Source organism: Nostoc sp. (assembly GCF_041747015.1).
Lineage (GTDB): Bacteria > Cyanobacteriota > Cyanobacteriia > Cyanobacteriales > Nostocaceae > Nostoc.
Map to the genome: position 1 here is coordinate 1 of NZ_JBGTFY010000162.1, position 25507 is coordinate 25507.

Annotated in this window: 20 protein-coding genes and 2 pseudogenes; 17 read left to right on the forward strand and 5 right to left on the reverse strand. The window is 43.2% G+C overall.

Annotated elements, in window-relative coordinates:
• Nucleotides 1-137: 137 nt before the first annotated feature.
• Nucleotides 138-1982: a tetratricopeptide repeat protein gene (locus ACEW80_RS12860; protein ID WP_373526949.1), complete on the reverse strand. Its 1845-nt coding sequence runs from the start codon at nt 1980-1982 to the stop codon at nt 138-140.
• Between the two features lie 129 nt (nt 1983-2111).
• Here ACEW80_RS12860 and ACEW80_RS12865 point away from each other — a divergent pair, with 129 nt between their 5' ends.
• Nucleotides 2112-2519, forward strand: coding sequence for a zeta toxin family protein (locus ACEW80_RS12865; protein WP_373526950.1), 408 nt, complete (start codon nt 2112-2114; stop codon nt 2517-2519).
• On the opposite strand, the gene ACEW80_RS12870 is transcribed toward ACEW80_RS12865, so the two are convergent.
• A complete protein-coding gene (locus tag ACEW80_RS12870; protein WP_373526951.1) occupies nt 2512-3807 on the reverse strand; it encodes an adenylate/guanylate cyclase domain-containing protein in 1296 nt (431 codons plus the stop codon). The two genes, ACEW80_RS12865 and ACEW80_RS12870, sit on opposite strands and share 8 nt — an antisense overlap.
• 145 nt (nt 3808-3952) lie before the next feature.
• On the opposite strand from ACEW80_RS12870, the gene ACEW80_RS12875 reads away from it, so the two are divergent.
• From ACEW80_RS12875 to ACEW80_RS12910, 8 genes are all read left to right on the forward strand, one after another.
• Nucleotides 3953-5533 carry a DEAD/DEAH box helicase family protein gene (locus ACEW80_RS12875; RefSeq protein WP_373526987.1) on the forward strand — a complete coding sequence of 527 codons (1581 nt, stop codon included), beginning with the start codon at nt 3953-3955 and terminating at the stop codon, nt 5531-5533.
• Entirely contained in the window at nt 5463-6677 is a 1215-nt protein-coding gene (locus ACEW80_RS12880; protein ID WP_373526952.1) for a DUF790 family protein, read from the forward strand. The genes ACEW80_RS12875 and ACEW80_RS12880 overlap by 71 nt, the downstream gene beginning before the upstream one ends.
• A gap of 15 nt (nt 6678-6692) precedes the next feature.
• Nucleotides 6693-6935, forward strand: a complete 243-nt coding sequence (locus tag ACEW80_RS12885) for a hypothetical protein (RefSeq protein WP_373526953.1) — start codon at nt 6693-6695, stop codon at nt 6933-6935.
• A gap of 54 nt (nt 6936-6989) precedes the next feature.
• Nucleotides 6990-7187 carry a hypothetical protein gene (locus ACEW80_RS12890; protein ID WP_373526954.1) on the forward strand — a complete coding sequence of 66 codons (198 nt, stop codon included), beginning with the start codon at nt 6990-6992 and terminating at the stop codon, nt 7185-7187.
• Between the two features lie 764 nt (nt 7188-7951).
• The gene (locus ACEW80_RS12895; protein ID WP_373526955.1) at nt 7952-8383 is read left to right on the forward strand and encodes a hypothetical protein; all 432 of its coding nucleotides are present in this window, start codon (nt 7952-7954) and stop codon (nt 8381-8383) included.
• Between the two features lie 75 nt (nt 8384-8458).
• Nucleotides 8459-10312, forward strand: a complete 1854-nt coding sequence (locus ACEW80_RS12900; RefSeq protein ID WP_373526956.1) for a tetratricopeptide repeat protein — start codon at nt 8459-8461, stop codon at nt 10310-10312.
• A gap of 212 nt (nt 10313-10524) precedes the next feature.
• Complete coding sequence (locus ACEW80_RS12905) at nt 10525-10743, forward strand: type II toxin-antitoxin system HicB family antitoxin (protein ID WP_373526988.1); 219 nt, start codon at nt 10525-10527, stop codon at nt 10741-10743.
• Between the two features lie 151 nt (nt 10744-10894).
• Nucleotides 10895-11977, forward strand: coding sequence for a site-specific DNA-methyltransferase (locus tag ACEW80_RS12910; RefSeq protein ID WP_373526957.1), 1083 nt, complete (start codon nt 10895-10897; stop codon nt 11975-11977).
• Nucleotides 11978-12103: 126 nt separating this feature from the next.
• On the opposite strand, the gene ACEW80_RS12915 is transcribed toward ACEW80_RS12910, so the two are convergent.
• Nucleotides 12104-13216: a hypothetical protein gene (locus tag ACEW80_RS12915; protein ID WP_373526958.1), complete on the reverse strand. Its 1113-nt coding sequence runs from the start codon at nt 13214-13216 to the stop codon at nt 12104-12106.
• 375 nt (nt 13217-13591) lie between these two features.
• On the opposite strand from ACEW80_RS12915, the gene ACEW80_RS12920 reads away from it, so the two are divergent.
• The 4 genes from ACEW80_RS12920 to ACEW80_RS12935 all read left to right on the forward strand — a co-directional run bounded on the left by ACEW80_RS12920 (nt 13592) and on the right by ACEW80_RS12935 (nt 18263).
• Nucleotides 13592-13909, forward strand: a complete 318-nt coding sequence (locus tag ACEW80_RS12920) for a DUF4126 domain-containing protein (protein ID WP_373526959.1) — start codon at nt 13592-13594, stop codon at nt 13907-13909.
• Nucleotides 13910-14164: 255 nt separating this feature from the next.
• Complete coding sequence (locus tag ACEW80_RS12925; protein ID WP_373526960.1) at nt 14165-15358, forward strand: DUF4331 domain-containing protein; 1194 nt, start codon at nt 14165-14167, stop codon at nt 15356-15358.
• Nucleotides 15359-15363: 5 nt separating this feature from the next.
• Nucleotides 15364-16776: a tetratricopeptide repeat protein gene (locus ACEW80_RS12930; protein WP_373526961.1), complete on the forward strand. Its 1413-nt coding sequence runs from the start codon at nt 15364-15366 to the stop codon at nt 16774-16776.
• Nucleotides 16773-18263 carry a nickel/cobalt transporter gene (locus tag ACEW80_RS12935; protein ID WP_373526962.1) on the forward strand — a complete coding sequence of 497 codons (1491 nt, stop codon included), beginning with the start codon at nt 16773-16775 and terminating at the stop codon, nt 18261-18263. Before ACEW80_RS12930 ends, ACEW80_RS12935 begins: the two co-directional genes overlap by 4 nt.
• Nucleotides 18264-18853: 590 nt before the next feature.
• Here ACEW80_RS12935 and ACEW80_RS12940 read toward each other — a convergent pair.
• A pseudogene (locus tag ACEW80_RS12940) lies at nt 18854-19006 on the reverse strand (Uma2 family endonuclease); the annotation flags it as partial.
• A gap of 284 nt (nt 19007-19290) precedes the next feature.
• On the opposite strand from ACEW80_RS12940, the gene fbp reads away from it, so the two are divergent.
• From fbp to opcA, 4 genes and pseudogenes are all read left to right on the forward strand, one after another.
• On the forward strand, nt 19291-20346 hold the full coding sequence (gene fbp, locus ACEW80_RS12945; protein ID WP_373526963.1) for a class 1 fructose-bisphosphatase: 1056 nt from the start codon (nt 19291-19293) through the stop codon (nt 20344-20346).
• A gap of 372 nt (nt 20347-20718) precedes the next feature.
• Nucleotides 20719-21019: pseudogene (locus tag ACEW80_RS12950) on the forward strand (transaldolase family protein); the annotation flags it as partial.
• 187 nt (nt 21020-21206) lie between these two features.
• Nucleotides 21207-22736: a glucose-6-phosphate dehydrogenase gene (zwf, locus tag ACEW80_RS12955; RefSeq protein WP_373526964.1), complete on the forward strand. Its 1530-nt coding sequence runs from the start codon at nt 21207-21209 to the stop codon at nt 22734-22736.
• Nucleotides 22737-22850: 114 nt separating this feature from the next.
• Nucleotides 22851-24227, forward strand: a complete 1377-nt coding sequence (opcA, locus tag ACEW80_RS12960) for a glucose-6-phosphate dehydrogenase assembly protein OpcA (protein ID WP_373526965.1) — start codon at nt 22851-22853, stop codon at nt 24225-24227.
• A 642-nt stretch (nt 24228-24869) separates the two neighbouring features.
• Here opcA and ACEW80_RS12965 read toward each other — a convergent pair.
• On the reverse strand, nt 24870-25505 hold the full coding sequence (locus ACEW80_RS12965; RefSeq protein ID WP_373526966.1) for a glutathione S-transferase family protein: 636 nt from the start codon (nt 25503-25505) through the stop codon (nt 24870-24872).
• Nucleotides 25506-25507 lie beyond the last annotated feature (2 nt).

A 25507-nucleotide genomic window follows, 5' to 3' on the forward strand; every position in this document is an offset into this window, starting at 1 on the left:
ACTATAGCATCCAGAGGTTCAAAAACCTTGCACTTTCGTCGGCGAGCGCCGGGCAAATTGGGAAACTAAGCGACGAAACTACTATTTTGTAAGCTGTGTGGCTTCTAGATTCGCTCTGGAGACTTATTCAGCAAGCCCTACATATCTCGCTTGTATTCTTCTAACAATTGCGGAATGTGATCATACCCATCCATACCGATAATTGCAATCATTTTAGGGCGATGTTGCTGTAATAAGTTCTGAAAAGCTTCTGCCCCGATTTGTGCCTGTAAAATTGTCAGTAAGCCTGCTGGTTGTCGCCACTCACGAGAAGCAATTTGCTCTAAAAGATACATTCCCAAGCAGCCTGTGTAAATAGTCTTCTCAGAATTTTGCAGATAATAATAAGCTTCTGCCAAATAAGCTAAGTTTCGCCCTTGGAGATACAAATCACCGGAAACTTGCGCTGTTTTAAAACCATCTTCGAGATACTTAATTGCCGTTTGGTGTTGTCCAATTACTAAATAGGCAATTCCTAAGCTGCTGACACATAAGGCTTTACTTTGAATATCGCCTAATTTTTCTGATAATTTTAAACCTTGTTCTAAATAGTTAATTGCAGCTTCATAGGTTTCTGGTTCTATTTGTTCTAGATTCTGAGCTTGCATAACTTCGCTGTAACCTAAATTTACCAGCGCGTTTGCCTCTCCTGTCTGATCGCCTGCTTGCCGACTGAATATTAATGCCCGTTGACTGTAGTTAATCGCCTCAGGATAATTTTGCTGTTGGACATAAGTGCGGCTGAGGTGGTTGAGATTGGCAATTTCACAGGGGCGATCGCCTGCACTCCTAGCTATCTCCAGCGCTTGCAGATGAAAATCAAGCGATCGCTGATATTGTCCCAAAGCCCGTTGAGAATAGCCCAATAGTGTCAAAATTCGCGCCTTTTCCTGGGTTCCTTCGCCTCGTCGCAGTGGTTCATCCAGATAATCTAAGGCATCTCGTAAATAAGTGCCAGTAAAAGAGGCAAAAATCCCGCCGTAAAAGGGAAAATACGGACGTTGGGCAAAGGTTCGCAAAATCTGAAGCATAATTTGAGAACAAGCATCGCTGTACCTGACTCCAATGCTTTGGAAACCACTTGCTAACTGACTCCAAATCACTGCAAAGGTCAAGAATGTGGAAATGGACAACTTTGGCCCCGCCTTAACATCGTAAGCTTGCTGGTCAAACCAGTTAATTAGCCCCCGTTGCAAATATTGTAGAATCAATGACATTTCTACCCAGTCTCTCAGGGTGATACCCCGTTGTCGTTCGGCAAATTCAATTGCCGAGTCTTCCATAGCCAAAGTGCGAAGCAATGCTTTAGGTAACTCACTATTCAGTTGCTTCGCCCAACTTGCCCAAGGGCCACGTTCTCCCGGTACGCCGCCAAATCCCAAAGATTCTTTTTGCTCGTACATCCAACTGAGCAAATTGTCTTGCAATCGCTGCCAAGAAGCTAAACCACGGGTAATACCTTCGGAAAATTGTTGTAAATCAGAATCTACCTGAGCAAATTGCTGTAATGCTTTTGACAATTGCTGTAACTGTTGCGAATTTAGCGGATACTTTTGATTAGGGTCAGTAACCCGTAAAAATGCCGCCAGACGCTCATCTGCCGAGGCTGTGGTAATTTCTATAACTGCTCCGGCGATCGCTTCTGTAGCTTTGTTTTGCTCTTGCCAACGTTGCCATTGACTTTGGATAGTCTTAATGGCTCTCAAACTTCGAGTCGCTTTGGCTGTTTTGAATTCGTCTTTTTCGCTATCTACTTGGCTTTGGAGGGCATTCAAGCGATCGCTCAAAACTAGCTCAAACACTTCCCCTGTACCGGAAGTGATTCCTTTAAGCAGCATTTGATACACCATATCAACAGAGCTAATTTTGCCCTTGAGGGTGGTTTCGACAATTTCATCGATTAAAGCAAGATAGCGATCGCGCAATGGCAGAGATTCTGACACTTTGGCTATTAGAGAACGTCACGTCAATTCTAATTCTAGTCCTCGCAGGTGGGGAGTGAAGACCAAAAACAAGAAAAAGACCAAATCTCAGCCCCAATCATCTGCACAATTAGCATTACTATTAGAATAATGCCCAACCTGTACATTATGGGCGGTGCAAACGGTTCTGGTAAAACTACCGCCGCCTTGCAAATCCTTCCCTACTTCCTAGAAGTATTTGAATATGTCAACGCCGATGAAATAGCAGCCGGACTTTCTCCTTTTAACCCGGAATCCGTAGCCATTCAAGCCGGACGATTAATGTTAGAAAGACTAGAAACTCTAGTGAATGCTGAAGCTGATTTTGCATTTGAAACTACATTAGCGGCTCGTAACTTTGCCCGATTCTTGAGAGAATGTAAAAACAAAGTTTATATTATCAACTTAATTTACTTTTGGTTACAAAGTCCCGAATTAGCGATAGCTGCGCTCGCCGTAGGCATCGCACGAGTACGCAGACGTGTAGAAAGTGGTGGTCACAACATCCCTTTTAAATAATTATTTCTTTCAGTATATAAGTCATCATTTCTCCTTTACCTTTAACCTGGATTAAACCTCGTTTTTCTAATAAGTATTTATCCTTCAAAAGTTGATAACTTACTTCGCAAACCTGGATACTACCTGCTATACCGTGTGATTCCATTCTACTAGCAATATTGACGGTATCTCCCCAGAGGTCGTAGGCAAACTTTTTTAGTCCTATTACCCCTGCCACAACAGGCCCTGTACTAATGCCAATACGGATGCGAAAAGATTGGTTATTTTCTTCATTGAACGTAGCTACAGCATTTTGCATATCTAACGCCATGTTCGCTATTGCTGGAGCCGGATTATCAGACTTTTTTGGCAATCCCGCAACAGCCATATATGCATCGCCAATTGTCTTGATTTTCTCTACCCCATGACGTTCTGCCAATTGATCAAACAAACAGAATATTGTATTTAATAACTCCACTAATTCTGTCGGAGGTGTCCGAGTTGAAAGCTCTGTAAACCCAACAATATCGGCAAATAGCACCGTAACTTCGAGAAAGCTATCGGCAATAGTTGTATGCTGTTGTTTTAATTGTTCTACAATCATCTCTGGCAGGATATTTAGGAGCAGCATTTCTGATTTTTGCTGCGCTAGTTCCATTGCCTTACGGGCGTAAAATTCTTGTTTTCGCAAGCGTTCGTATAAATAAACAGAGAAAACGCAAATTATGCAAGTCCAAGAGAAATATAAACCCTGCTCAACATAAAAAGCTGGTGGATTTGTTAATTGCGGATTATACAATAAATACAAAATTAAATAGCAACCAATTGTCCCAACTTGTGCTATTAAATGTATTCCCCATTCCACTGGAACAATTGTCGCCTGAGTGAGAAACATCAAAGTCCAAATATTGATTCTAGGTTCCAAATTATTAAACAGCAAAGCCACATCAATTTGGACAGCACAAGTTACAGACCAGCATAAACTCAAAAAAATTAAATGAGGGTAACGCCGACCGATATAAGTTTTACACAAACGCCAACAAATGAGAGTGAATAGTTCTACTACAAGACCGATTTTAAAGGCGTATATCTTGCCTTCTAATTGTGAATTCTGCCAAATAAAAAAAGCGATTAAAGTCAAGCCAGCTACCAGCATAATCTGCGCCTGCAATTGCAGCCGTTTCAGCAAAAAGCTCTGTCGCTGTTCTTTGTAGGATTCGGCAAGATTATTGTTAATTTGACGATGGGGTATTCCGTGGCTAATGAGCGCATCTAACTGGGTTTTGTCTGAGTTATTTGGATGAATCATGCACTTTTTGCGTTATTAGTAATTAATAGATTAGGGAATGGGGCATGGGAAGTGGGAGTTAGGAGTTAGAAGTTATAAATACTACTCTTCACCCATGCCCAATTCTCAATGCCCAATTCTCAATTCCCAATGCCCAATTCCCAAAATGGCTCGTACCCCTACATTAAATTTTGATCGTGGCACATTAATTTTGCATCCACCACCACGCGGCAAAGGTTGGATGGACTACGCTACGTGGGATGATCGAGTTGAAAAATTCCGCATTCCCGCAATTAGATACCGATCGCTAGTGGAAGCATTACAAGCAGAAGATGTTTATTTTATCGATGAGGCGAAGCAATTTTATCCTGTAGATTTGGTTCCCAGTCTGGAAATGGAACCCTATCCCCACCAGACTGAGGCGCTAGCGGCTTGGAAACTGGCGGGTAGACAAGGGGTAGTTGTGCTTCCTACGGCGGCGGGAAAGACTTACTTAGCGCAAATGGCGATGCAATCAACGCCGCGCACGACGCTGATTGTGGTGCCAACTTTGGATTTGATGCATCAGTGGTATGCACACTTGATAGCGGCTTTCCCTGATGCGGAGGTGGGATTATTGGGGGGTGGTTCGCGGGATAGAACGGCTATTTTAGTTGCAACTTATGACAGTGCAGCAATTCACGCTGAGACATTGGGAAATCAATATGCGTTGATTGTTTTTGATGAATGTCATCATTTACCGACAGATTTTAATCGGGTGATTGCTGAATATGCGATCGCACCTTATCGGCTAGGACTCTCGGCGACACCAGAACGCAGCGATGGTAAACACGCTGACTTAAATATCCTGATTGGTGAAGAAGTATATCGCAAACGCGCTGAAGATTTGGCGGGAAAGGCGTTAGCAGAACATGAAATTGTCCAAATTAAGGTAAAGTTATCGCAACTTGAACGGGAAAGATACAACCATTTAATTCAAACTCGCAATGACTTTTTAAAGCAATCTAAGATTTCTTTGGGGAGTCTGCAAGGTTGGCAAATGTTCGTGCAAATGAGTGCGCGATCGCAATCTGGACGGAGAGCGATGTTAGCGCACCGGGAAGCGAAAGATATCGCTTTGGGTACTGATGGGAAGTTGCGAATTTTGGTTAATTTATTGGCAGAACATTATCCAGCAAGAATTTTGATTTTTACGGCGGATAATGCCACAGTTTATCGCATTTCTCAAGAGTTATTAATTCCGGCAATTACTCATCAAACTCCTGTGAAGGAACGGCATGAGATATTAACAAAGTTTCGAGCAGGTGAATATAATACTTTGGTTGCTTCTCATGTGTTGAATGAAGGTGTTGATGTGCCGGCGGCAACTGTGGCGATCATTTTATCGGGAACGGGTTCGGCTAGGGAATATACTCAGCGGTTAGGGAGGATTTTACGGAAGGGGAATATTGAGAATAAGCGGGCGATTTTGTATGAGGTAGTGGCGGAGGATACGAGTGAGGAGGGGACTTCGGCGCGGCGGAGAGGAGAGAGGAAGACAGGAGGAGAAAGTGAGAAGAAAGGGAATTTACAGGTTGTCTATGGGACTGGGAAAGAAAGGAGTTTGAAGGCTGCGGAACAGTTAGAAATTAATTATTCAACCGGAAGTTCAAAATCTAAAATCCAAAAATCAGCCGATGTTACCGACAGACTTACTGATGCATCGCCAAAACGGGGAGGAGATTATTCCGAAGAGACTGAAGATTGATCAGAAAACTTCGGAGTTGGCGATTGAGTTAATTAATTATTTTCAATCAGCAGTAGGAAAGACTCAAGGTGTGCTTGAGCGACAACTGACTGATTTTGAAGGAGATTCTACAGATTATCGGGTGAAGCGAGGATTAGCTTATATTCTCAAAAGCAGTTTTTGCACTTTTGAGGTGGTTAGTCCTCTGGAACCACAGATGTTAAGAGAACGGGTGTTTTCTCTAGCTGCAAAGTCTGTTTCTAGTCGTGAATCAACACAAGTTACTTTAAGTAAAGTTGCTGATGAGTTAACTCAAGAACTTGAACGCGAAGTTTTATTAGAACAAGTTCGGAATGGATTATATGCTGATTTATCTGAGAATAAGATTTTGACTGTTTTTGATGCACCAATAGCACCAGATTTGTTAAATCGCTATAACTTATCTCAGGTGCAGGGTGTATTTTATAAAGCCAGTCAACTTGTATTAAATGCTCATCGGAATGTTCCGGGAGAATATAAGCTGTTGTTTCGCTATCTGAAGTTGTTTCAATTGATGGCTTATATTGAAGGTGATGCTGACCACGGGTTTACAATTACTATTGATGGTCCGACGAGTTTGTTTAATTCTAGTACGCGGTATGGGTTAGCGATCGCTAAACTTATTCCGGCTTTACTTCACGTTACTAGATGGAGTCTTTCTTCTATTCTCAAAACCCGCGACGCTTATACAGATACTTGGAAAACTGGACGTTTCACTCTCAATTCCGAATGTGGTTTGGTGTCCCATTATCCACCAGGAAAGCCTTACGATAGTATGTTAGAAGCATCCTTTGCTGATAAGTGGGATGCGTTGAAAAGTGGTTGGGCATTAGAGCGAGAAGTTGATTTGATACCAATTCCCGGTAGTGTGATGATTCCCGATTTTCGCTTAGTGCATCCTGATGGACGCACTTTCTTATTAGAAATTGTTGGTTATTGGCGTCCAGAATATTTACAAAAGAAGTTTTCTCAAGTGCGGCGGGCTGGACGTGACGATTTGATTTTGGCAATTTCTGAGCGACTTAATTTAGAAAAGGCGGGAGTAAAATTAAATGATGTTCCCGCCAGAATTGTTTGGTTTAAAGATAAGTTATTGCCGAAAGCTGTGTTAGCTGTGATGGATTAATTAAGGATAAATGAAATGAAAAGTATAGAAACAATTGCCACAGTTACCAAAGATGGCAAGATTACAGCGCAATTACCATTGGATATTCCAGAGGGTGAACATCAGGTGGTAATAGTAATTGATGAAAAGCCTTTGGCACAGGAAGCAGAGAGTAAGGAAAAGCGTCCTCCTCTAAACTTTCCTGTGCATAATTGTGGACTTTGGCCTGAAAATCTTTCTTTAAGACGCGAGGATATGTATGACGATTGGGGACGGTGATCCTGTTTTTCAATAGTAATTCAGGATCTCCGCTATTTCTATAACCGCTTTCGGGTGGCTGAAGATAGTTCTCAGGTTACAGAAAGGCTACTGACACTTATGGAAGAAGTTTTTAGTGGCGGTAAGCAAGTTCATGATGCAAATATCGTCGCCACGATGCTAGTCTATGGCATTCCTCAGTTACTCACTCACAATACAGGTGATTTTGCGAGATTTTCTGGGTTAATTACTGTGTTGTCATTACAAAATTAGACTACTTGTTGTAGTTCAGCGAAAATTTAGTGAAAAATTTCGTAGGGTGGGTATTATAATGCTCACCCTACAGTTTATGTTTGTAAAAATTGAGCAGCTTTTGGCGTAGGCACAGCTTAACCTAACCATCGCCCTACCTCAAAGCAGTAAAATTCCAGTTCTCAGCCTCAACGTTCAAGCTTTTATCTCCAAGTTTCGTGTTCTGAAGTCGGAGTTTCGTGTTCTGAAGTCGGAGTTTCGTGTTCAAAGGTCGGAGTTTCGTGTTCAAAGGTCGGAGTTTCGTGTTCAGAGGTCGGAGTTTCGTGTTCAAAGGTCGGAGTTCCGAGTTCAAAGGTCGGAGTTCCGAGTTCTGAGGTGAAATGATGGTGTTGTGAAGGTGTAGGCGTAGCCTGTGGGATACATTACTTACTTAAAATCTATTAAACTCAAGTTCGTAAGTCGGAGATATTGCAATACGGTTTGGTTAATATGTTTCACTCTCAAAGATCCCCCCAACCCCCCTTAAAAAGGGGGGCTTTTTATCCTACTTACCCACTTTTTAAGGGGGTCGCCACAGGCGGGGGGATTTTATCCGAACCGTATTGGGAGATATTGCGTCTGTTGCATTACCCGCCATAAGTTAGAAACCTATGGCTAATAGCTAAAGTCTTCTAAAGAAGACTGAGAGATGTAGGGATAATTGCTAAATGTGTGTGATATATTTCCGAAATAGACAAAACTGCATTTGTATTTCCTAGTGCGATGTCGTATTTCATTACTAAATTATGGAACCTGTAACATTAACAGCAGTTGCAACAGCGATCGCTACTATAGTTTTAACTAAAGCTCTAGAAAAAACTGGCGGAAAGCTTGGGGAAGCTGCATTAGACAAAAGTCGTGAGTTAATCGAACAGCTACATAATAAAAATAAGTTACCCTTGCTAGCGAATGCGACACAGCAAAATCCACAGCAGCCGTTAGATTATGGCAAAGCAGTGCTGGAATTGAAAGCAGCAGCAGACGCAGATACCGAAATTGCTCAATCAGTGCGGGAAGTGGAAGCAGCAGCAAACGCTGACCCCCAAGTAGCGCCGAAAGTCCAGGCGTTAGCAAATGAGCTAAACTCGCAACCACCAGGCGTCATTAATTCTACAAAGTTAGCTGACTCTATTAAAAACGTCTTTCAGGGAAATACCATCATTGGTGGTAACTTCTGACTGTACTCGCCTGAAGAGAAACAGGTAAAGTCAAATCTCTCGACTGAAACACCGCAAAATTTACCCCTGAGTGGGGTGGTGAAGTTTGTTGGACGTGAAGCCGAACTGCAAACCCTCCACCAGATGTTGCAGGAAAATAATCAGGTAGCCATTGCTGCGATCGCTGGCATGGGTGGACTAGGTAAAACAGAATTAGCCTTACAATATGCAATGGCTCACCGTGAAACTTACAAGGGTGGAATTTGCTGGTTGCTGGCAAAGACTGGAGATGTGGGGATTCAAGTTGTGCAGTTTGCCAGAACGCAGCTTGACTTAAACCTACCAGAGGATTTAACAGAAGATTCTCAAAACAAATTACTCGCGCAAGTGCAATACTGCTGGCGGCATTGGCGTGAGGGTGATGTGCTGGTAGTGTTGGATGATGTCGCACAATACAAAGAAGTCAAGCCTTATTTACCGCCGTCATCTTCCCGGTTTAAAGTGCTGATGACTACGCGCCAGCGCTTAGGAACATCTATTAAGCAATTATCTCTGGATGTATTGCAACCAGAAGCAGCCCTAGAGTTATTGCAGTCACTCATTGGTGCAGAACGGTTGCAAAAAGAGCTTGATGTTGCCAATTCTCTGTGTAAATGGCTGGGATATTTGCCTTTAGGGTTGGAATTAGTGGGGCGGTATCTCTGTCAAGAAGGGCAACAAGACCTCTCCCTAGCAAAAATGTTGCAACGGTTGGAGAAAAAGCGACTAGAACAAACCGCCCTTGTTGAGCGAGAAGACGACATGACAGCACAATGGGGTGTGCAAGCAGCTTTTGAGTTGAGTTGGCATGAATTAAAAGACGCAGATAAGCAAATGGGTTGTTTGCTGAGTTTATTTGCCGCCGCACCTATACCCTGGAAGTTGGTAGAACTGTGTCTACCAGAGGAAGACGAGGAAGATTTAGAGGAAATCAGAAATAATAAACTGCTGAAACTGCATTTGCTCCAGCGTAAAGGTGAGGGAATCTACCAATTACATCCACTGCTAAGAGAGTTTTTCCAATATAAGTGTATAGGTTTAGAACAGGCAGAGGAATTAAAGCGATCGCTTTGTCGGGTAATGGTAGCAGTTGCTAAGGAGATTCCTGAAGACGCCACCCTTAAGAAAATTACTGCTGTTTCCCCTGCTATTCCTCATATAGCTGAAGTAGCGAATCATCTCATTCAATGCGTCAGCGATGATGATTTACTTTGGCCTTTTGAGGGCAACGCTACATTTTATAATGCTCAAGGTTTATATAACCAAGCTTTACCCTGGTTGAAACAATGTCTAGAAGTCACTAAAAAACGCTTTGCAGAAGAACATCCATCTGTAGCCGCTAGCCTCAACAACCTAGCGTTACTCTACGACTCCCAAGGCAGATACAGCGAAGCCGAACCCCTTTACATCCAAGCTTTGGCACTCAGGCGTCAACTGCTCGGAGATGAACATCCTAATGTTGCACTTAACCTCAACAACCTAGGGTGTTTCTACGAATCCCAAGGCAGATACAGCGAAGCCGAACCACTTTACATCCAAGCTTTAGCACTCTGGCGCAAGCTGCTGGGAGATGAACATCCATCTGTCGCCCTTAGCCTCAGCAACCTAGCGGTACTCTACTACTCCCAAGGTAGATACAACGATGCCGAACCCCTTTGCATCCAAGCTTTGGCACTCAGGCGCAAACTGCTGGGAGAGGAACATCCAGATTTTGCCATTACTCTCAACAATCTGGCAAAACTCTACTACTTACAAGGACGTTACACTAAAGCTGAACCGTTGTATTTGCAAGCTTTGGAGATTTTGGAGCAAGGATTAGGGGTCAGTCATTCCAGCACTATCAAGTGTCGTGAAAATCTGGCTAATCTTCGCGTAGGCGCAGCCCGCCGTAGGCATCGCCTTCCCCCATGAGCGACTGGCGTGGACTAAGGGGGATCTTTAAGGACTATGCACCTTAACCGAACCGTATTGACATCGCTCTAGAAAAGAAGTGTAAATTTATAAGCGATGTCTACGACGGGCGTAGCTGCGGCCTTATGTGGTTGTGAATGATGGAGAGCGATCGCCCCTACAACAAAAAATCAGCTACGATCAATCATATAATTATCTTCACAAACACAGAAATGTTAATTACATACACTGCAAAATATACAAAAACTAATAGCGGATATATGGGACAACTCATTGAATGGCAAGAAGTCATTACAGAAGGAGAAACCATAGAACAATGCAGAGCTATGTTACAAGACGCAACGAAAGAAATGATTCTTGCCTATCCCCAACAAAATAAAGAAATTCCCACGGGTGGTTCTTTGCTCGAACAAATTCCTATAGAGGTTTGAGTGTGTCAGTCAAACGAAAAGAGCTAATTAAACACCTAGAATAAAATGGCTTTTATTTATGAATAGAAGGAGCAAATCATTCTATTTATACTAATGATCTAAAAACTCTTCCTATAAAACGGCATCGTACAATATTACTAAAAAAGTTTAGATGAAATTTAATTGTAATCCTTATTATGAAACAAGATTTGGTGCTGCTTATCTGGGAAACAGCCTCGATTTAATCGCAAATATTCCCGATGCAAGTATTGACTTAATTTGCACATCTCCACCATTTGCACTAATTCGTAAAAAAGAATACGGAAACGTTGATGCAGACCAATATGTTGAATGGTTTAAAGCTTATGCGGCACAATTTTATCGTGTTCTTAAACCGACAGGCTCACTGGTTATTGATATTGGTGGCAGTTGGGTTAAAGGAATGCCAGTTCGTTCTCTTTATCATTTTGAACTGGTTGTTACTCTATGCAAAGCAAAAGAAAAAGGTGGACTTGGGTTTTACTTGGCACAAGAATTGTATTGGTATAATCCAGCTAAACTACCCACCCCGGCTGAATGGGTAACAATTCGCAGAGAAAGAGTTAAAGATTCGGTCAATACCATTTGGTGGCTGTCAAAAGAACCCCATCCTAAAGCTAATAATAGAAGAGTTTTAAAGCCTTATAGTAATGCGATGAAAAGCCTTCTCAAGAATGGGTATAAACCCAAAATCAGGCCATCAGGTCATGATATTTCAAATAAATTTAGTAACGATAGAGGAGGAGCTATACCCCCGAACATTATTGATGGAAGTTGCAGTGTAGACGAAGAAGAAATAGGTCAACAGATTATTGTGGAAGAAACTTTCTTTGAAGATTTAGTCCAGCCTGTAAATGTGATTTCTGCCTCGAATACTGCTTCTAACGATTATTACCAAAAGCGTTGTAAAGAAGAAGGTTTTAAGCCACACCCGGCAAGATTTCCTCAGGCTTTACCAGAGTTTGTGATTAACCTTTGTACAGAAGCAGGCGATATTGTTTTAGAACCTTTCGCTGGTTCTAATATGACAGGTCGAGTTGCAGAAACTTTACAAAGACGTTGGTTAGCTTTTGAGATTGATGAAGACTATATCAAAAGCTCAAAACTAAGATTTGAAGAAAATGCTCCCTTGGTTGTTGAACCTCCAACAGATTTACCACCAATAGCAACAGAAAATGCTGATAAAAACCAGTCAATACAGTTAGGATTATTCTAAAAAAGGCGATGCCTACGGCGGTAAACTACGCAGATTTAGGCTTTTTGTGAAACTGTACAAAAGCAAGCTTGGTGAGACAAGGGGCTTTAAGCCCCTTATTCTATACAACCTCACAGGTAATCGGTATTACGAGCATTGGTTTTTGAGCTTGCCACTAAGAACATTAAGATTGATTTGAGTCGGCCAACCTTGAGGGAGATTTGCAGTATTATATCCCCGATCGCTTAAATCTTTGATAAATTGGTTACGGATATAGGTTGTATCAAAGTTACCAAGACCATCAAAGTAAACATCAGCTAAGTGAGCGGGATCTAAAGCCATTTCACCTTTATATACTGCACCATCATTAGAATCATCCCAGCCCCAAGGTGTATTAGCAGAATTTGTACTGCAAGTTGGTGCACCAGCGCCACATCCACCACTAGAGTCTCCTTTGAATGTCCCCCAACTAGCAAAAGTCAACGCCGAAGAACTTGATAAAGAGGCTTCATTTAATTGATGCTGCCACACTCCACTAGGAGCAAATACATCAAGCAACAAATATTGCACGTTACGATCGTTTCCAGAAGCAGGAAGTTCGGTAGTAGTTTTAGAAGGGTAGTAAATAATCCCATCCTCATTGCTGGCTCCCCTAAAATTCCCCGCGTTAGGCCAAGCTTTTAAGCCATGACCTTTAGCTTCCTGAGTCGTCAACGGATGCTGTGAACCGTTATAACTGCTCGTGGTGACTGTGCCATCAATACTTTCTGTACCACTTCGCAAGGGGCTACCAACTGGCGTGTAAGAATAGAAGTCTCTGTGAAATGCAGTCACCATGCCTTCAGGCTTGCCAAAAGTTGAACCATCCTTGCGAACGATCGCCAGCAAGCCTTCTAAATCATTCTCGTGTTCTTGATCGAAGGGAATATCAGTCCAGTCTTGAGGATGGAAAAAGGAATAGGTGATGAACCAATGAGTACAAGTCTCGACCACGGAATAGTAAGCATGAGCATTCAAAGCAAATCGCTGAAGGTTGTCCCAGTTATTTGTTGCTTGCCAATCGCCATCGTAATCAAATCGCGTGATATAGTCTCCACTGTACTTAGTGCTGTCTGTGTCTTGATAATGAATTGGAGCGTGATTTGCAGCTAAATCTAAATCCGTGGGAGATTGGGCAATTCCTTTTAGCTGTGTCAAACTGCCAACTACTATTGCTAGGATTACTCCGATAGCAACAAGAAAAACTCTTCTTAATCCCATTTTTTTATCACCCTAAAATTAGCAACATAACTCAGGATAAAGGCAGATATTTAAGAATGGGTAATGAAATTGTGTATATACAGTGGATTTTAAGTTAGTAAATAGACAGTCTAAGTCTCAAAGCCTGCTTTACTTCTGGATTCTGACCGGAGCTAACGAAAACTTCTCTGGCTTTGCTCCTGAATTCTCAGTAGTGCAGAACTTACGCAAAAGTAACATATTTTCGTCATTGCTAATATTACACTGCGATCGCAATGACATTGTGTAATTGATTCTGTGCGATTACTTAATAGTTTTACTTGCTCTATCTCTAGTCCTAGATGGAGGTTCCCTGATTCTACACGTAGTAGGATGAAATGTCTTAGCAAACCTGACATGAATCCATTGGTGCAATGGACGTTAGCTTTAGTCGCAGGTGGTGGAAGCGCCGGGTTAACTAGGGGATTAATGAATATTCTGCGGTTAACATCTACCGGAGTTTCAGGCGGATTAACTAATCCAGTTGTGTCAACTATTGAGTTGGTGATTGCAATTGGACTATCTGTGCTGGCGATCGCTTTCCTGGTGCTAGCAGCAATCCTTTTAATTGGTATTTTAATAACAGCTATTCAAATAATTTGGAAGTTTTTCTCTAAAAAAAGGTTTTTAAGAGCTATACCGTTAACTTTGCTCAGTACTACCTCTACTAAATAGGGGCGGGTAGAGCAACATAAGCTGAAATACCCAAAATCGGATTGATTATCTATGCAATATATTAAGTTACTAAATCTGAAAATAAGAAAAGTGAGCAATAAATGAGCAAGTTTTGGTCTGGAAAGTGAGTACTAGGAGCCAATAAGCTGTGAGGAACCTTGGTAATAACCGCAGTCTTTTTTTAATCCGAATCAACTTGCCATTTCCACATACAGCAGATACAACAGTAGTGACAAAGCACTTCTAATCAAAAATATGGAATTTTTTCCGATCAAGCGATCGCTATTGTGGACTGGAGCTACTCGTTTTTTTCGTAATATAGTGGCAATTTTCGCTATTTTGCTCATAGTCCTAACCTATGCCACCCCTAAAGCTTTGGCTTCAGATCACCAAGACACAACTTTTCTTGCCAATAAGCTCACTGCTGCGGATCTCACAGATTTGTTTGTGTTTGAAAGTCCCGCAGACCCCAACAATGCTGTCCTTGTAATGGATTTCGACCCTCTGATCGCTTCTGGTATAGCGAGACCATTCGATCCAAACGTTCTTTATCAATTCAAGATTGATAACACTGGCGACAATATTGAAGATGTCGTACTCCAATTCAAAGTTAATGGTACAGGCTCGCAAACTGTCACACTCTACGGTCCAGGTAGTCCAACGAAAGTAGGAACAGAGTCAGCTTTGCTTACAGTAAATTCGACAGGGCAACTCGGCCAAACATTAACCACATCTAACGGCATAAAGTTCTTTGTTGGTACACGCAAAGACCCGTTCTTTTTCGATTTGGAACAGTTCTTCAAAATCATCCCGGATCGCAACTATCTCGTTCAGCCTAATCCCAGTCCTCCCTTTACTGTCCTTTCTTTCAGACCTCAAGGTGAGGCACAAGATACCCTAGCTCCATTCAATGTCCACTCAATTATTGTTGAGTTACCCAGAATGCTACTTGGTAATAGCAAGATTGGTGCTTGGATCACAACTAGTGTTAAAACTCCTAGACTCAGAAATGGTAATTTTGCTCAGATTGAGCGGTTAGCAGTTCCAGCCCTGAATGAACTTTTTATGGACTTTAAGGCTCATAATAATAGTAATCTTCAGACACCAACCCAAGACGCTAGCAATCAATCCCAATTCATTAAAGCTTTTATCAATGCGATTGGTAGACCTCAAGGCATAGCCGATGCAGTGATTTCAGTGGCAATTCCTGATGTGATCCAAGCTGACCTTTCCAAACCTAGCGGTAGTTATTTTGGTACTCAGTTAAGCAGCAATTTTGGTGGTAGAAGACCAAAAGATGACGTAATTGATATCACAGCATCTGTTGTTTTTGGTAGTGCAGTTACAAATATTACTACAGGTCAAATTCTGGGGCTGACTAGCGATAATGTTGGGCCTAATAATGATAACTTCCTTCCAGGCTTCCCTTATTTAGGTGATCCTTTGTAAGGTTTATGCATCTACGAATACTATGGGTGTTAGCGCTAACTAGCCTACTGGTTTTACTAAGACCCTCTGATACACAAGCGCTAAGTTTAGGCTACACCAATGGTAAGTTCGGCATATATTCCTCTGCTGTGCAACTGCTGACTGTTAATTCTAGGCAGATATTACCAGTTCAGCAGTCAGATTTAGTCTTCCCCGATTATTTACAGCGATCGCATATTATCAGCGTCTATGAGGAAAAAGTAGCCCAATCTCCCAATTCCTCAATATTTTTACATCTGTTAGCCGATCAATATTTGAAGCGCTTTCGAGAAGTGGCAGATGTGGACGATGTGTTACGAGCAGAACAAGCGGCACGTAGATCCCTGGCACTACAGCCGCGCCATAATGAGGTTTCTTCCATGCTCTTAGCATCAGCTTTACTATCTCAACATCAGTTTCGATCAGCTTTAGAAGTATTAAATAACACTCAAAATCCATCTCTTGATAGTCCCAATATTGTCTCGCTGAGAGCATCGATTCAGATGGAGTTGGGTGACTATGAAGCAACTGATCAATTATTGCAGAACCTGACTAAGGAAGAATCGAACTCTGGTCATAACGCAGTTACCGCCCGTTACTTAGAGTTAACTGGCAATCTAGCCTCAGCGCGACAACTGCTAAATGAAGCTATGCAGGAGATGGACTCTTTCTACACGACGAGCGCAGAAACCCGGGCTTGGTTTCATGTGCGGACTGGGGATCTAGCTTTTGCAGCCGGGGATTTTGCCCTGTCTGAGCAGCGATATCGGGAAGCACTTGACCTCTTTCCACGGCATATAGCTGCGTTTACAGGACTAGCCCGCCTCTATGCAGCACAGCATCGATGGCAGGATGTTCTAAATATCGCAAACCAGGGTATAGAACTGATGCCACAGGTAGAAACGCTGGGGTACAAAGCAGATGCTCAACTAGCTTTAGGAAACCAAAAAGGCGCAGCTGAAACTGAAGATTTGATCGGGGTAGTCGCTTATCTAAGCAAGGTTAAAGGAATCTACGATCGCGCTTTGGCAGTCTACTACACCGAACACGCAATCCACTTACCAGAGGCATTACAGATTGCCCGTAGTGAAGTAGCAGTGCGAGACGATGTATATGCAGAAGATACGTTGGCTTGGGCAGCTGCGGCTAATGGGCAATGGCAAGAAGCGCAAAGGGCAGCACAACGGGCAACTCGCTTCGGGACAGAGGATGCTTTGCTGCAATTTCATGCTGGCATGATTGCACTTCACTTAAATAACCGTGAGGAAGCAATCAAGCGACTAACTCAAGCTGTTAGCCTCAATCCTCAATTTCATTACAAGTATGCTGATCAAGCTCATCAAGTCTTGGCTGAGTTAGTCCCCTCTGTCTCTTTTAAAACTGTAGAGAGTTCTTTATGAAAAAGCTGCTACATTGCTTGGCTTGGAGTACTGCAATCATTACAATATCTTTCTTTTGGATGCCGAGGGCGGATGCCCATCCTTTAGGCAATTTCACCATCAATCACTACGCAGGAGTGCAGGTAGCGACAGATGGTGTGGGGATTGATTATGTTTTAGACATGGCAGAGATTCCGGCTTTTCAGGAGATTAATCACTTAGATATTAACCGCGATCGCAAAGCTGAACCTATAGAGACGGTTGAATACCCTAAGCAAAAATGCCAGGAAATCAATTCACATCTGGAATTGTTGATCAATAAACAGCCTTTAGCACTATCTTTAATCAAATCAACAGTCGAATTTCCTCCAGGTGTCGGAGGATTATCTACACTACGACTGAGTTGTAACTTTCAGGGGACAATGGAGTTAGTCGGCGCGAATCAGTTAATCGAGTTTGAAGATCAGTTTTATCCACAGCGCTTGGGCTGGCGTGAGATTACTGTGGCTGCAAATGGCGTTCCGATTCAAGGTGATTTCACCTCTTTGAGTATCACCAACCGTTTGAGAGATTACCCTACTGAGTTACTCAGCAGTCCTCTCGACCAGCGTCGGATTGACTTTAAACTCAATCCGTCTCTGACATCGAGTGAACAACCGCCTCCACCGTCTGTTAAATCATCCAGCCGCTTAGATAATGCTTTTATCGGCAGAAGCAACGATGTTTTTACTAGCCTGATTACCCAAGAAAATCATAATTTCCTGACTATTCTCATAGCTCTAGCCCTCGCCTTTTTGTGGGGTGGTTTACACGCCCTTTCCCCTGGTCATGGGAAAACGATAGTTGGTGCTTATTTGGTCGGTTCCCGTAGTAATGCCCAACACGCCCTATTTCTGGGGCTAATTGTGACGATTACCCATACTGCTGGCATATTTGCTCTAGGGCTGCTCACTCTTGGCACATCCCAGTTCATCTTGACAGAGCAATTGTACCCTTGGTTAAGCGTACTCTCTGGTGTATTAGTAACTGTAATTGGTCTGAATTTGTTTATCAGTCGATTGCAAGGGACTCAGGTTTCTCATTCACATGACCATGTACATAGTCATCAACACAGCCATGACTCGCATCATCACCATAACCATGTACACCATGAGCATTCGCATTTACCGCCTGATGGTGATGTAAATTCTATGAAGTGGTCTAGCCTACTAGCGTTGGGAATATCGGGCGGCTTATTACCTTGTCCTTCAGCCTTAGTAGTGTTGCTGAGTGCGATCGCAATGGGACGAATTGGCTTTGGACTAGCGCTGGTGTCTGCCTTTAGCTTAGGTCTAGCAGCAGTATTAACTGGAATCGGGTTAATGCTGGTCTATGCCAAGGATCGGTTTGAGCATTTACCATTCCAGATACCCAAGATCACAATGTTACCCGTGGCAAGTGCCTTGTGTATTACCCTAATTGGCTTAGGCATTACTTCACAGGCTTTACTCGCTCATCCCTGGAACTAGATGAAAGTGTTTAATTTTTTCTTGCCTACTTACTTAACTTAACAGGCGATCGCTCGTTAAAGGCTGGATATGAACTAGCAAAACTGGCGATCGTCAAGGATATTTGCAAATTGTCTTACTAATTGTATGTAATGAGTTTGTCTGAAAATCTTATTTTGAGGGAAATATGAAACGATTTATCTTTATCTTTCTAATAACTGCTTTGTGTATACTAGGCTACTTTGAAATTAGCTTGTCATCAGCTGAAAAACTTTTTTGGCTCAATCTGAGTCTTTGATACGAATTCTATGTAAGACTACACTTAATTTCAGCCAGAAAACGCCTTGTTTGCAAGCTGGAACGTTGATGTTTGCTTACAAATATAGCAGTTCTCGTTTACGTGAGGTACACCCGTAGGGGCACGGCATGCCGTACCCCTACACCTTGGGATATAACGTTGTACTGCATCTGAATGGGAACCGCTATACAGCACCTAAAATCTGAAATGGTGCGTTAGCCTTTGGCGTAACGCAACGCCAGTTGCTACAACGTAGGGAACCTCCGCAACGCACTGGCTCCCCTACGTGTATTTCAAAAATCAAAGATGAGTCCTATAGTTGTTGCTGTTGCTCAATTGTTACTTCTTCTGGTGTTGAGTATCTATTACAATTTTCGTCATACCAATACAACCATTCTCGCGTGATTCTTTGGTAAGTTCCCCCTTCACGTCCAATACCTAAACCAATTTCCGGTATCCATAGCTTCACAGCCTGTATCAAGCTTAATCAGTGAAAACCTTAGTGTCTTATATAAAAATTATAAAGGACTTTACAGAATAGCATTAGGACTTGCATTAACAATCAAAATTTAGACTATTTACTACGTATCTAGACTCTGAGTGCAGGACTCACTAAAAATTCATTTCTTTAGTTTATCTAAAGTCGCATCTAAGTTATCAAATTACCTTTCTAAGATAGAGGCAGCAACTATAAGTTGCCATACCCGACTAAAACCCAACTAACAGCTAGTGGCTGCCAATAACACAAAAATGACTCAAGCGCCAGAATCTTTAGACTTATCTTTATCTATCAACAATGCTACAGACAAAGCCCTAGATCGTGATTGTACAACCTTATCCCGTCACGTATTACAGCAACTTCAGAGTTTTTCAGCAGATGCACAGGATTTAAGTGCGCTAATGAATCGCATCGCCCTTGCCGGCAAATTAGTTGCTCGCCGCATGAGTCGTGCCGGTTTAATGGAAGGCGTTCTCGGATTTACTGGGGAAGTCAATGTGCAAGGGGAATCCGTCAAAAAGATGGATGTCTATGCCAATGATGTGTTTATCTCAGTATTTAAGCAAAGCGGCTTAGTCTGTCGCCTAGCTTCTGAGGAAATGGAAAAACCCTACTATATCCCTGAAAATTGCCCCATTGGGCGCTATACCTTGCTGTATGACCCAATTGATGGCTCATCCAACACAGATAACAATCTCAGCTTAGGTTCCATTTTCGCCATTCGCCAACAAGAAGGAACTGATAGCGATGGTAAGGCAACTGACCTCCTCACCAACGGACGTAAGCAAATCGCTGCCGGATACATCCTGTATGGGCCTTGCACGATGCTGGTTTATAGTATAGGTAAAGGCGTTCATTCCTTCGTTCTTGATCCCAGCTTAGGAGAGTTTATTCTCACCGAAGAAAATATCCAAATTCCTAAACACGGTTCCGTTTACAGCGTAAACGAAGGTAACTTTTGGCAGTGGGAAGAATCAATTCGAGAATACATCCGCTATGTTCATCGTACAGAAGGCTATAGCGCTCGTTATAGCGGCGCAATGGTGAGCGACATCCATAGAATTTTGGTTCAAGGCGGCGTGTTTCTCTACCCAGGCACAATTCAAAACCCAGAAGGTAAATTGCGCTTGCTTTATGAAACCGCTCCCCTAGCCTTTTTGATTGAGCAAGCAGGCGGTCGTGCCACTACAGGACTGATGGATATCTTGGACGTAGTGCCAAAAAAACTACATCAGCGCACACCTTTAATTATTGGTAGCAAAGAGGATGTAGCCAAGGTGGAGTCTTTTATTCAAAATGGTCATTAAGGAGGCAGGAGACAGAAGGAATATTGCTTGTTTCAGCGGCTTTTTAACCTTTTTTAACTAGATCGCTGTTTCTGTCATGCTGCATTAGACAAGGCTGACAAAAGTATCAAGGATGTGTCTAGCTTATGGGATTAATTAAAAGTTAATCATGGTCATTTAGGATTGGGAATACAGAATAGCAATTCTTGAAGATGTATTAAAGATTATTTCAGCTGGCCGATGCGATAAGTGATTGGCAACGCCACAATTCAAAAGTCACCATCAAATATTGATGGGTTTTGCTAACTCCACTAGGAAACATCATTAACAGGAGTGAAACAAGCTAGAGCGATGACAACCAATCATCTCCAAGAAATGAACCAATATGCCCTAGAGCCCACCTGTAGCGAGGTGATGTATGTCAATGAGTTGATTGTCCGCAATACCTTTAACACCTTACCACTAGCGACGATTAAAGCTTGTGCGGATCATTGTAACGCAGGCGATCGTTTAAAAACGGGGGTAGAAGAAGCTTACGCGTTAATCGAAAACCTCAAAAACCCCGACATTAACAATCGATCTCGATACCGTAATGGATGAACTGTTAGTTGAAGGTATTGATAAGTCTATCCAGCCCTTCCAGTCCTTGATGAACTCTTTAGAAGAAAAGATCAAGGTATTGTCGCCAGTGTAGGGACTAGGGACTGAAGAAGGGAATAGGGTACAGGTTACAGGGTACAAATTATTCCCTGTCACCTGTCACCTCTCCCCTAACCCCAAAATCCAAAATCGTTCGACTGAGCGTACCCCTACGGGGAAGCAAGCTACGCGTAGCATCTCGGAGAAAAGCCGAAGTCCAAAATCTAAAATCCAAAATTACTATGGTTAGTCTACTAGAAAATCCCCTGCGCGTTGGTCTGCAACAACAAGGGATGCCCGAACCCCAAATTATAGTCATCTTTGGCGCTTCTGGTGATCTCACCTGGCGCAAACTAGTACCAGCACTTTACAAATTGCGGCGAGAACGGCGCATTCCCCCAGAAACTACCATTGTCGGCGTAGCACGACGAGAGTGGAGCCACGACTACTTCCGCGAACAAATGCAAAAGGGCATGGAAGAGGCTCATGCTAGTGTCGATTTGGGAGAACTTTGGCAAGACTTCTCTCAAGGTCTGTTTTATTGTCCTGGAGACATAGACAATCCTGAAGGTTATCAAAAACTGAAAAGCTTATTGAGTGAATTAGATGAAAAACGGGGTACGCGAGGGAATCGGATGTTCTACCTCTCAGTTGCCCCGTCATTCTTCCCTGAAGCAATTAAGCAGCTAGGAAGCGCGGGGATGCTAGAAGATCCCTACAAACATCGTCTAGTAGTTGAAAAACCCTTTGGTCGGGACTTGGCTTCTGCCCAGAGTCTTAACCAAGTTGTCCAGAAATATTGCAAAGAAAACCAAGTTTACCGCATTGATCACTACTTAGGTAAAGAAACAGTCCAGAATTTACTGGTATTTCGCTTTGCCAATGCGATTTTTGAACCCTTGTGGAATCGTCAATTTGTTGACCATGTGCAAATTACCGTGGCAGAAACCGTAGGTGTGGAAGACCGGGCTGGTTACTATGAAAGCGCCGGTGCATTGCGGGATATGTTGCAAAACCACCTGATGCAACTTTACTGCCTAACAGCGATGGAAGCCCCCAACGCAATGGATGCCGACAGCATCCGCACGGAAAAAGTGAAGGTACTCCAAGCTACCCGTTTAGCTGATGTACACAATCTGTCACGTTCAGCAGTGCGCGGTCAATATAGTGCTGGCTGGATGAAGGGACAACCAGCGCCAGGGTATCTGGAAGAACCAGGCGTTAATCCCAGCTCTACAACACCCACCTACGTGGCAATGAAGTTTCTAGTTGACAACTGGCGCTGGCAAGGTGTTCCCTTCTACCTGCGTACTGGTAAGCGGATGCCGAAAAAAGTCAGTGAGATTTCTATCCACTTCCGCGATGTTCCTTCTCGGATGTTTCAATCCGCCGCGCAACAGAGAAATGCCAATATTTTGGCAATGCGGATTCAGCCGAATGAAGGAATTTCCCTACGGTTTGATGTGAAAATGCCAGGGGCAGAATTCCGCACCCGTTCTGTTGACATGGACTTTAGTTATGGTTCCTTTGGCATCCAAGCAACTTCCGATGCTTACGATCGCCTATTCCTTGATTGTATGATGGGCGATCAAACATTGTTCACACGGGCGGACGAAGTAGAAGCCGCTTGGCAAGTAGTAAATCCAGCCCTTTCTGTTTGGGATGCACCCGCAGATCCCACCACCATTCCCCGGTACGAAGCTGGTACTTGGGAACCAGCAGAAGCAGAATTCTTAATTAACCAGGATGGCCGTCGTTGGCGCAGACTGTAGAAAGTTAGGAGTGATGAGTGATGAGTGATGAGTTAATAATTACTAACTCCTAACTTTTAACTCATAACTTTTAACTTATTCAAAAAACAAAGCTGATAACTCAATACTATTACTATGGCTCCCCAAGCTCCTACCATTTTTTCACTTCAAGCACCGAAAGATATTTCGCTCAACGAAATAGATGCGGAACTTAATCAAATTTGGCAAAGTTACGGCATTACTGGTGAAGACGGTGGTCTTCCGGCTGCCACTCGCGCCACGACATTCACTTTAGTGGTTTACGAACCCGAAGAAACCCAGTATCTTTTAGCCACTTTGGGATTTTACAACGGGCCAATTGACGGGATTGTAGGCCCTCAGATGGAAACCGCGCTGCGTCAAGTGCAGAAAAAATATACACTACCAGAAACCGGGACAGCAACACCTGAAACCTTGGCTAGACTGCGAGAAGAATTTACCAAACGTCAGGGAAACGGAGCTACAGGAGACAATGGTTCTAGTGGTACTTATAGCTTAAATGCCGCAAGCCCCAGGATTGCTGATGAAATTGCCCTCCGCAATCCCTGCCGCATTATTGCGCTGTTTCCAATTGCTGGAGAAGATGAAGGAGTCAAGGCTCAAGTTTCTGCCTACTGCCCCATCCAAAAGCAATCGTCAAGTACACTCATCTGCTGCGAATACATAACTCTTAGCGGAACTGCTGCTGCCTTGGAACGCATCGGGGGGATGATTCCAGCATTGTTGATTGGTGGCTTACCTAAGTTTCTTTGGTGGAAAGCAACACCAGATCCCAACAACGCTCTATTCAAGCGATTGGCAGCAGTCTGCAATAATGTCATTGTTGATTCTTGCGACTTTAACGAGCCAGAAAGTGATTTACTTAACCTCCAAGAGTTGGTAGAAACTGGCGTGCCTCTAGCTGACTTGAACTGGCGTCGCCTGGCATCATGGCAGGAGTTGACAGCCGAAGCTTACGATTCACCTCAGCGTCGCGCTGCCCTAAAAGAAGTTGACCGAGTAACGATTGATTACGAAAAAGGCAACCCAGCCCAAGGTTTACTGTTTTTGGGTTGGCTGGCAAGTCGGTTGGAATGGCAGCCAGTTTCCTATGAAAAGGAAAGCGGAGATTACGAAATTACTCGTATTCGCTTTGTTGCCCAAGACCAACGGGAAGTGGAAGCCGAATTAGCGGGTGTCCCGGTTGCTGATGTGGGTGAAATTATGGGCGACTTGATTGCTTTACGCCTCAGTTCGACAAATGCACAGGCAGACTGTGGTACGGTGATTTGTTCAGAAACTGGCGGTTGTATGCGGATGGAAACACACGGTGGGGCCCAGTCCGCAGGTTTGTTTCAACAGGTGACTTCACTTTCTGAGCAAAAAGCGGAAGCATTGCTGAGTCAGCAGGTGCAACGCTGGGGCCGTGAGTCACTATTTGAAGAAAGCTTGGGCGTCACAGCGAAGATTTTCCAAATGGAAACAAATAGTTAGCTTTGCCTGAAAAGAATAAAAGTCACTCAGAAGCCCACACTCAACCCTAACGGGTTGAGTGTGGGCTTCTGAGTAACTCCTATATGAGGACATTATTAGGACTTACGCACTATACAAATTAACCGTGATGTGGATTAAGGAAAATAGGCTGTTTCAGGCTTTTATTAATTATCCTTATGATGCCTACGGCGGTAAACTACGTAAATAGACCACGCTGTAGGGGTTTAGCAATGCTAAAGCCTTACGAAAGATGTGGCTTTTGACCATATTCATATCTGGTGTTTTTTGTCAATGCGTAAGTTCTAATTATGTAATTTTCTACATAGGCTTTAAAATCTTCGTGGAACTAGATAGAATCATCCTGAATTGTAATATTTTTTTGAAATTTCAGATTGCAGCAATTCAATTAAATCGTCTAAGTTGGCGGTATTTTATAGCGCAATACAATCCAGTAATGACTGCAATTAACGCATGGGTTTTGATCGATGAGCTACAGTCTCAGTTTGAAGAACTGTTGCAGAAGAAAAAAGCTTAGGCGCTCACTCCTGAAGAAGAGTCTGGTAAGTTGTCAAGACGCAGAGGGAACGCCTATAGTATTAGTAAAGTTGCGTTGTTGAGGGCGATCGCTTCTTGAGGGTCTAATTATTGAAAGGATACGTCGTATTTGCTTCCACGCTCAAGCGCACGTTTGTAAGCAGGTCGCTCATGAATATGATCAATAAATTCTTTGAGCTTTGGCCGGCTCTCGACTTCTTTGGGGTGCATGGCAATTAGTTCGAGGGGAAAGCTCATTTGGATATCAGCGGCAGTAAATTCTTCGCCCGCAAACCATGTACTTTTACCGAGTTCGCTTTCTATGTAGTCAAAGTGAAGTTTGATCTGAGGTGCGACGAATCCGCTAATTGCGCTGCTGTCTCCTGCCCCGAAATTATTCAAGACTAACTGCATCACCAGCAGTGGCATTGCAGAGCCTTCGGCGTAATGCAGCCAATACGTATAGCGCAGATGCTCTGGTGTACCAGATGTTGGGACTAAGTGACCACTGCCGTAGCGATCAACTAGGTATTGGATGATAGCACCCGACTCAGCGATCGCAAAATCTGCATCTGTGATCACTGGTGACTTGCCGAGCGGATGGACTTGGCGCAGCGACTCTGGTGCCAGCATCGTCTTTGGATCACGTTGATAGAATTTGATCTCGTATTCGATACCTAATTCTTCAAGCAGCCACAGTACACGCTGCGATCGCGAGTTGTTAAGATGATGAACAATGATCATAA